This window comes from Enterococcus sp. DIV0660C (genome assembly GCF_017316125.1).
In the GTDB taxonomy this organism is placed as follows: domain Bacteria; phylum Bacillota; class Bacilli; order Lactobacillales; family Enterococcaceae; genus Enterococcus_B.
The window spans coordinates 68,971-75,836 of record NZ_JAFLWA010000017.1; the positions used below are offsets into that span (position 1 = coordinate 68,971).

Consider the following 6,866-nt stretch of genomic DNA (forward strand, 5'->3'; position numbering starts at 1 on the left):
CAATAATCAGGGAATACCTTCCAACGATGTTGTGAAGGTTTTTTTTATAAATAAGGAGACTAGTATGGACAAAAATAGAAAATTTAACCTTGTAGCAACTGCCGCAAGTGGTTTAGAAGCGCTGGTTGGAAAAGAGCTACGTGATTTAGGAATTGATTGTCAAGTAGAAAATGGGCGAGCTCGTTTTGAAGGTACAATGGAAACAATCGCAACAACTAACCTATGGTTGCGTACAGCAGACCGTGTCAAAATCGTCGTCGGCGAGTTCGACGCATTTACGTTTGATGAATTATTTGAAAATGTGAAAGCTTTGCCATGGGAAGACTTTTTACCTTTAGATGCAGAATTTCCAGTTGCTGGAAAATCAATTAAATCAAAGTTATATAGTACACCAGATTGCCAAGCAATCACTAAGAAAGCAATCGTTGATCGTTTGCGTACGTATTATCATCGTCCAGCTTCTGTGCCGTTGACAGAAACAGGTGCTCATTTTCAACTAGAAGTTGCTTTGTTGAAAGACCATGTGATGATTACTTTAGATACAACAGGACCAAGTCTATTTAAACGCGGTTACCGTTTAGAAAAAGGTGGTGCACCATTAAAAGAAAACATGGCTGCAGCATTAGTAGCGTTAACAACTTGGCGAAAAGATCGTCCTTTTTATGATCCTGTTTGTGGTTCTGGAACTATTTGTATTGAAGCAGCCTTGATTGGGCATAACATAGCACCCGGATTTAACCGGGAGTTTGCTTGTGAATCATGGGAATGGTTTGACAATAATGTCATGGAAGAAGTCCGGGCTGCTGCAGAAGAACAAGCTGATTACGATGTAGAACTAGACATTACGGGTTCAGATATCAATGGACGAATGATTGAAATCGCCAAAGCAAATGCTGAGGAAATTGGCTTGGGAGATTCCATTACCTTTAAGCAACAAGCATTGAAAGACTTCAAAACGGATAAAGAATATGGCGTAATCGTTGCTAATCCACCATACGGAGAACGATTGGGCGAAGAAGAAACAGTTCGTAAACTGTATCAAGAAATGGGTGACGTATTTAGACCACTGAAAACGTGGAGTAAATATATCTTGACCAGTGATTTAGCGTTTGAAGAATATTACGGACAAAAAGCAACGAAAAAACGTAAATTATATAACGGTGCTTTACGCACGGATTTGTTCCAGTACTGGGGAACACGTCCGCCACGTGTGAAAAAAGAAGACTAGGATTTGTTTTTAAATTTGGATTTTTGGAGGAATGACAGATGAAAGAAACAGAATTTTTACAAGAATTAAAAGAAATTAATCTTTTGCAACAAGCATTAGGAATTTTGGACTGGGATACACAGACAGGGATGCCTGAAAAAGCCAGTGAATACCGTAGTGCTGTTGATAGTTACTTGTACAGTCTTTACTTTGAAAAAAAAGTAGGACCTAAAATCGAGGAAGCACTGGCTTATTTTGGCGAGCATCCAGAAGAATTATCTGAAGTAGGACAAGCTGCGTATCGAAAAGTGAAGGAAGACTTCGAACTAGAACATAACGTGCCTAAAGAATTGATGACAAAATATAGCGCAGCAATTTCTTCTGCGCATGGACAATGGCAAAAATCACGAGAAACAAAACAGTTTGCTGATTTTGAATCGGCGTTGACACAAAATATTGAATTAACTAAAGAATTGATTCCTTATTGGCAGAAAGATGAAAAGACGCCGTATGATGTGCTGTTAAACCAGTATGAACCAGGTATGACTGTTGAAATTCTAGACAAAGTATTTGCACAATTAAAAGATGGAATCATGTCGATTCGTCAAGAAATCAGTGAAAAAGGAACAGAACCTGAAACTAGTTTTCTTTCACGTAAAATGACGAAAGAACAACAAAAACGATTTGTCGTGGGCGTTATCGAACAACTAGGATATGATTTTAGCCGAGGACGTTTAGACGATACGATTCATCCATTTATGACCGGAATCAATCCCGATGATGCACGAATCACAACTCGTTGGAATGAATATGATTTTCAAATGGCTGTTTTTGGTGTCATTCATGAAGCAGGTCACGGAATGTATGAACAAGATATTGACGATAAATATGCATATACACCAGTTTATCAAGGTGCATCAATGGGCATCCATGAATCACAATCTTTATTCAACGAAATTATTATCGGAAGCAATCGAAGCTTCTGGGAAAAACAATATCCTTTTTTCCAAGAATGTGCAGAAGGGACGTTTGCGGATGTTGAATTTACTGATTTCTATCGTTCATTGAAGCGCACACAAGCAAGTTTGATCCGAATTGAAGCAGATAGCTTAACTTATCCGCTGCATATTATTATTCGCTACGAAATTGAAAAAATGATTTTCAACGAAAATTTAGCAATTGCTGAACTTCCAGAAGTTTGGAACCAAAAATACGAAGAATATTTGGGTGTTCGACCAACGAATGACCTCGAAGGAATTCTCCAAGATGTTCACTGGTCGGGTGCAAGTTTTGGTTATTTCCCTTCATATGCTCTGGGATATATGTATGCAGCCCAGCTATTACATGCATTAGAAAAAGAATTGTCGATTGATGAAGTTTTAGCTTCAGATGATTATTCACCAATCAAGAAGTGGATGGAGACACATATTCACCAATATGGCGCTTCAAGAAAACCAAACCAGTTGATTCAGGATGCTACGGGTGAATCATTAAATCCTAATTATTTGATTGAATATATGCGAGATCTATACTTCAATGTATATCAAGTAAACTAAAACTGGAAGTCTGGAACATTGCTTCATTTGTTCCAGACTTTTTCTGTTGGATGAATTTGTCAAAACGAAGTGAAGGAGTGAAGTAATGGACGAGAAATTAAAAAAGATAGCTGCGTATAGTTTCAAACAATTGAAAAACGATCAAACAGGTCATGGAGAAGATCACACGAAGCGAGTGGTTCAGTTAGCAACAGATATTTTAGCGACGGAGCCAACTGCTAATCGAGGAATCACCTTGGCAGCAGCTTATCTTCATGACACGATTGATGATAAAGTGGTATCTAATGAAGAACAGGCAAAAAAAGAATTAGTTGCTTTTTTAAAAAAAATTGATTTGACCAAGCATCAAATCACCTCAATTTTTGCTATTATTGAAAATATGTCCTTTTCTAAAAGTCTTGGAGAAAATGCGGAAGAACTAACGATAGAAGGAAAAATTGTTCAAGATGCAGACCGACTGGACGCTTTAGGCGCAATCGGGATTTTGCGAACAGCTTATTTTGGAGGGGGGCATGGACATCCCATTCATGATCCTGAGATACTGCCACAAATGTATGCGAACAAAGCCGATTATCGTAAAGGTTCTACCGTTATCAATCATTTTTATGAAAAGTTATTTTTATTGCCTGCACAAATGAATACCGTTTATGGAAAAACTGAAGCGCAACGTCGTGAACAATTTATGCGTGATTTTTTAAAAGAATTTTATCAAGAGTGGGAAAATACAAGCGACTCATTGGATCAATGAAAGGAGTTAACTAATTATTTATTATGTAAACTTATATACAAAAACAAAATACCACAACTATCGTTGTAGTATTATGTTAGGAAAAAGCTAAGTGTTTTTACTCTTAAAATTTGTTAAGCGACGATAGCCACGAAACAGATTTAAGAGAAATAAGCAACCAGCTACAATGATCGGTACCCAGATTAGATAAACTGGATAGCCAATTTGTGCGGAAAGTGTTTGTGACGAAATGTTCTGCATCTCGGTGGCGGCTTGTTGCCATGTTTGTAGATTAAAAACGAACATAAAGCCGGAGATAATCAACAAAATAAAACCTAGATAATGGATTTTGGTTTTCTTTCGTAGATACGCAAAACCTAAATACAGTACGAATAAAAAAATCGGAACTCCAAAGACAAAATAGAAATTCAGCACTTCGACACCTCCTCATATATCATTTATGATACTTCAAATTGGTTGAATTGAGAAATAATAGCGTCGTGCTTGCTTAAGCATTGAAGCGATTGATAAACTATACATTGAAAATCAAGAAAATATATAAAAAGTGTGGTGGGCTGTTATGGCAAGTTACATCGAACCAATTCGGTTTGCGTTATTAGTATTTCCTTTTTTAGCATTAGCAATTTCTTCGGTCTTCTTTATTTATGAATACCGTAAATACGGCACATTTCTTTTATCCCGAGGAATTATTCTCTATTCTTTTGTATTTTACTTATTGTGTGCATACTTTTTAGTCATTTTGCCATTACCAGCAAGGGAAACGGTAGCCCAGATGACAGGACCTAAGATGGAGCTAGAATTGTTTGCTTCATGGCGCCATTTTTGGAGTCAAACGGTCTTAAACATCCATGACCCAAGTACTTATTTAGCGGCGATGAAACAAAGTGTTTTTTTAGAACCAGTGTTTAATATCTTATTGCTTGTACCATTTGGGATTTATCTCAGATATTATTTTAGATTATCTTTTGTGAAAACAATAATTGCTAGCTTTTGTTTATCCTTATTTTTTGAGCTTACGCAATTAAGTGGACTATATTTTATTTATCCTAGACCGTATCGCTTGTTTGATGTGAATGATTTGCTTCACAATACGTTGGGCGGAGCATTGGGCTATCTTGTGGCACCGATTTTTACCTTCATGTTGCCGACAAGAGCGAGAATGGATGAGATATCTTATGAAAAAGGTCGGAAAGTGTCCTTAACGAGAAGGCTGGTTGCTTATTTGATTGATTGGGCATTTTTGGGCATAGTAGATAGTGTCATTTCCACTTTATTACAATTAATGTTCAAAAAAGATGTCGTTACAACGAACAGTGAATGGATTTTCTTAGAAGTGTTCTTGTATTTTATCGTTTTGACTTATCTAACAAATGGTAAGACACTTGGAAAAAAAGTTGTACGTATCCAAGTTGTGGAAGAACAAAAAGAACGAGTTTCTTTTAAGGCATTGCTGATACGTTACAGCTATCTTTACTTCCTGTTTTATGGTTTGGGTTGGGGAGTCCAGTTTGCGCAACAAATCATGGATCAATCAACGGGTGTATTACAGATGAGTGCGATTTTTGTTTTTATGGGCTTGTTGTTTGCACAAGGAATCTTTGTCTTGAATCTTGTGCTTTCATTTATCAGGAAAAAAAGTGTCTTGTTTTATGAGAAAGCTAGTCACACCTATACAATCAGTACGATCAAAAATAAATGAACTGAAAATGTCTGACAAGAGATGGTAGAAAAAGCACGGTCCCTTGTTTTAGAATAAGAGAGCAAAAAAGATGTGGCTGTGTTATAATGCCAAAGTCGTGAAAAATTAAAGAGAAGAGGTGCACAGATGAGTAATTTTGATAAATTCAACTTTCAACCATTTATTAACGAAGCATTGACAGCAAAAGGCTTTGAACAACCAACGGAAGTACAAGAAAAATTGATTCCACTGATTGCCAAAGGAAAAAATATTGTCGGTCAATCACAAACAGGTTCTGGAAAAACACATACATTTTTATTACCCCTATTTAATAAAATTGATGCTACAAAGGAAGAAGTCCAAGTAGTCATTACTGCTCCAAGTCGTGAGCTAGCTGCACAAATTTATAAAGCAGCTAATCAGCTTGCACAATTTTCAGTGCCGGAAATTCGTGTCAGCAATTTTGTTGGTGGAACGGATAAGCAACGCCAACTGGATCGTTTACGTCACCAACAACCGCATGTTGTGGTTGGAACACCGGGGCGTATTCTAGACATGATGAACGAACAAGCGTTAAAAATCCATACAGCATTTGCGTTTGTTGTGGATGAAGCTGATATGACATTGGATATGGGATTCTTAAACGAAGTCGATCAAATCGCAGGTCGTTTACCTGAAAAAGTTCAATTTTTAGTATTCTCAGCAACAATTCCAGAAAAACTACGTCCGTTTTTACGTAAATATATGCAAAACCCTGTTATCGAAGAAATCAAGCCAAAAGCAATTATTTCAGAAGACATCGAAAACTGGGTGATGTCGACAAAAGGCAAAGACAAAAACAAAATGATCTACCAATTATTGACAATTGGTCATCCCTATTTAGCAATTGTATTTGCAAATACGAAACAACATGTTGATGAAATTGCAGATTACTTGAAGAAAAAAGGGTTAAAAGTTGCGAAAATTCATGGTGGCATTACGCCTCGCGAACGTAAACGTGTCATGCGCCAAGTGCAAGATCTAGAATTTCAATATGTAGTAGCAACCGATCTTGCTGCACGTGGAATCGACATTGAAGGGGTCTCACATGTGATCAATGCAGAGATTCCTGAAGATACAGATTTCTTTATTCACCGCGTCGGTCGAACAGGAAGAAATGGACTTAAAGGAACAGCAATCACACTTTACTCGCCAAGTGATGAACAAGCAATCGATACGTTGGAAACTTTAGGCGTAAAATTTGAGCCAAAAGAAATCAAAGATGGCGAAATCGTGAAAACCTATGACCGAAATCGTCGAACAAAACGTGAAAAATCAAAAGACACGTTAGATCCAACTTTGATTGGTTTAGTGAAAAAGAAAAAGAAAAAAATCAAACCTGGATACAAGAAGAAAATCGATTGGGCGATTGCTGAAAAGAACAAACAAGAACGTAAAATCGAACGTCGTCAACAGTCACGAACAGCCCGAAAAAACAAAAAAAATTCTCACAAATAAGTTCATCAAAATCAATTTTTCCAACTGAGTGTTTAATGAACGATTAGCGTTGGAAACTTCAAGAAACAAAAGAGTGTACGCACAACTTACTTAGCGTGTTGCAAAGAAATATAGAGGTATGATCATATCAAAAAGTTCGGTAGCTCTTTGATGGATAATGAAAAAGTGAACCAAAACAAA

At 36.9% G+C, this 6,866-nt stretch carries 6 protein-coding genes; 5 read left to right on the plus strand and 1 reads right to left on the minus strand.

Annotated elements, in window-relative coordinates:
• Window positions 1-64: 64 nt before the first annotated feature.
• From DOK81_RS04550 to DOK81_RS04560, 3 genes are all read left to right on the plus strand, one after another.
• The gene (locus DOK81_RS04550) at window positions 65-1,228 is read left to right on the plus strand and encodes a class I SAM-dependent RNA methyltransferase (protein ID WP_206908834.1); all 1,164 of its coding nucleotides are present in this window, start codon (window positions 65-67) and stop codon (window positions 1,226-1,228) included.
• Window positions 1,229-1,266: 38 nt separating this feature from the next.
• Window positions 1,267-2,763, plus strand: coding sequence for a carboxypeptidase M32 (locus DOK81_RS04555; RefSeq protein ID WP_206908836.1), 1,497 nt, complete (start codon window positions 1,267-1,269; stop codon window positions 2,761-2,763).
• A gap of 85 nt (window positions 2,764-2,848) precedes the next feature.
• Window positions 2,849-3,511 (plus strand): HD domain-containing protein, encoded by a 663-nt coding sequence (locus tag DOK81_RS04560; protein WP_206908838.1) that lies wholly within the window; start codon window positions 2,849-2,851, stop codon window positions 3,509-3,511.
• A gap of 87 nt (window positions 3,512-3,598) precedes the next feature.
• Here the strand turns inward: DOK81_RS04560 and DOK81_RS04565 are convergent, their stop codons facing one another.
• The gene (locus tag DOK81_RS04565) at window positions 3,599-3,925 is read right to left on the minus strand and encodes a hypothetical protein (RefSeq protein WP_206908840.1); all 327 of its coding nucleotides are present in this window, start codon (window positions 3,923-3,925) and stop codon (window positions 3,599-3,601) included.
• Window positions 3,926-4,070: 145 nt separating this feature from the next.
• Between DOK81_RS04565 and DOK81_RS04570 the strand changes: the two genes are divergently transcribed.
• Complete coding sequence (locus DOK81_RS04570) at window positions 4,071-5,210, plus strand: VanZ family protein (RefSeq protein WP_206908842.1); 1,140 nt, start codon at window positions 4,071-4,073, stop codon at window positions 5,208-5,210.
• A gap of 126 nt (window positions 5,211-5,336) precedes the next feature.
• Window positions 5,337-6,686, plus strand: a complete 1,350-nt coding sequence (locus DOK81_RS04575) for a DEAD/DEAH box helicase (RefSeq protein WP_206908844.1) — start codon at window positions 5,337-5,339, stop codon at window positions 6,684-6,686.
• Window positions 6,687-6,866: the final 180 nt, after the last annotated feature.

Coding starts and splice junctions, on each gene's coding strand:
- DOK81_RS04570 (WP_206908842.1), top strand. CDS start 4,071: ATGGCAAGTTACATCGAACCAATTCGGTTTGCGTTATTAGTATTTCCT.
- DOK81_RS04555 (WP_206908836.1), top strand. CDS start 1,267: ATGAAAGAAACAGAATTTTTACAAGAATTAAAAGAAATTAATCTTTTG.
- DOK81_RS04550 (WP_206908834.1), top strand. CDS start 65: ATGGACAAAAATAGAAAATTTAACCTTGTAGCAACTGCCGCAAGTGGT.
- DOK81_RS04560 (WP_206908838.1), top strand. CDS start 2,849: ATGGACGAGAAATTAAAAAAGATAGCTGCGTATAGTTTCAAACAATTG.
- DOK81_RS04575 (WP_206908844.1), top strand. CDS start 5,337: ATGAGTAATTTTGATAAATTCAACTTTCAACCATTTATTAACGAAGCA.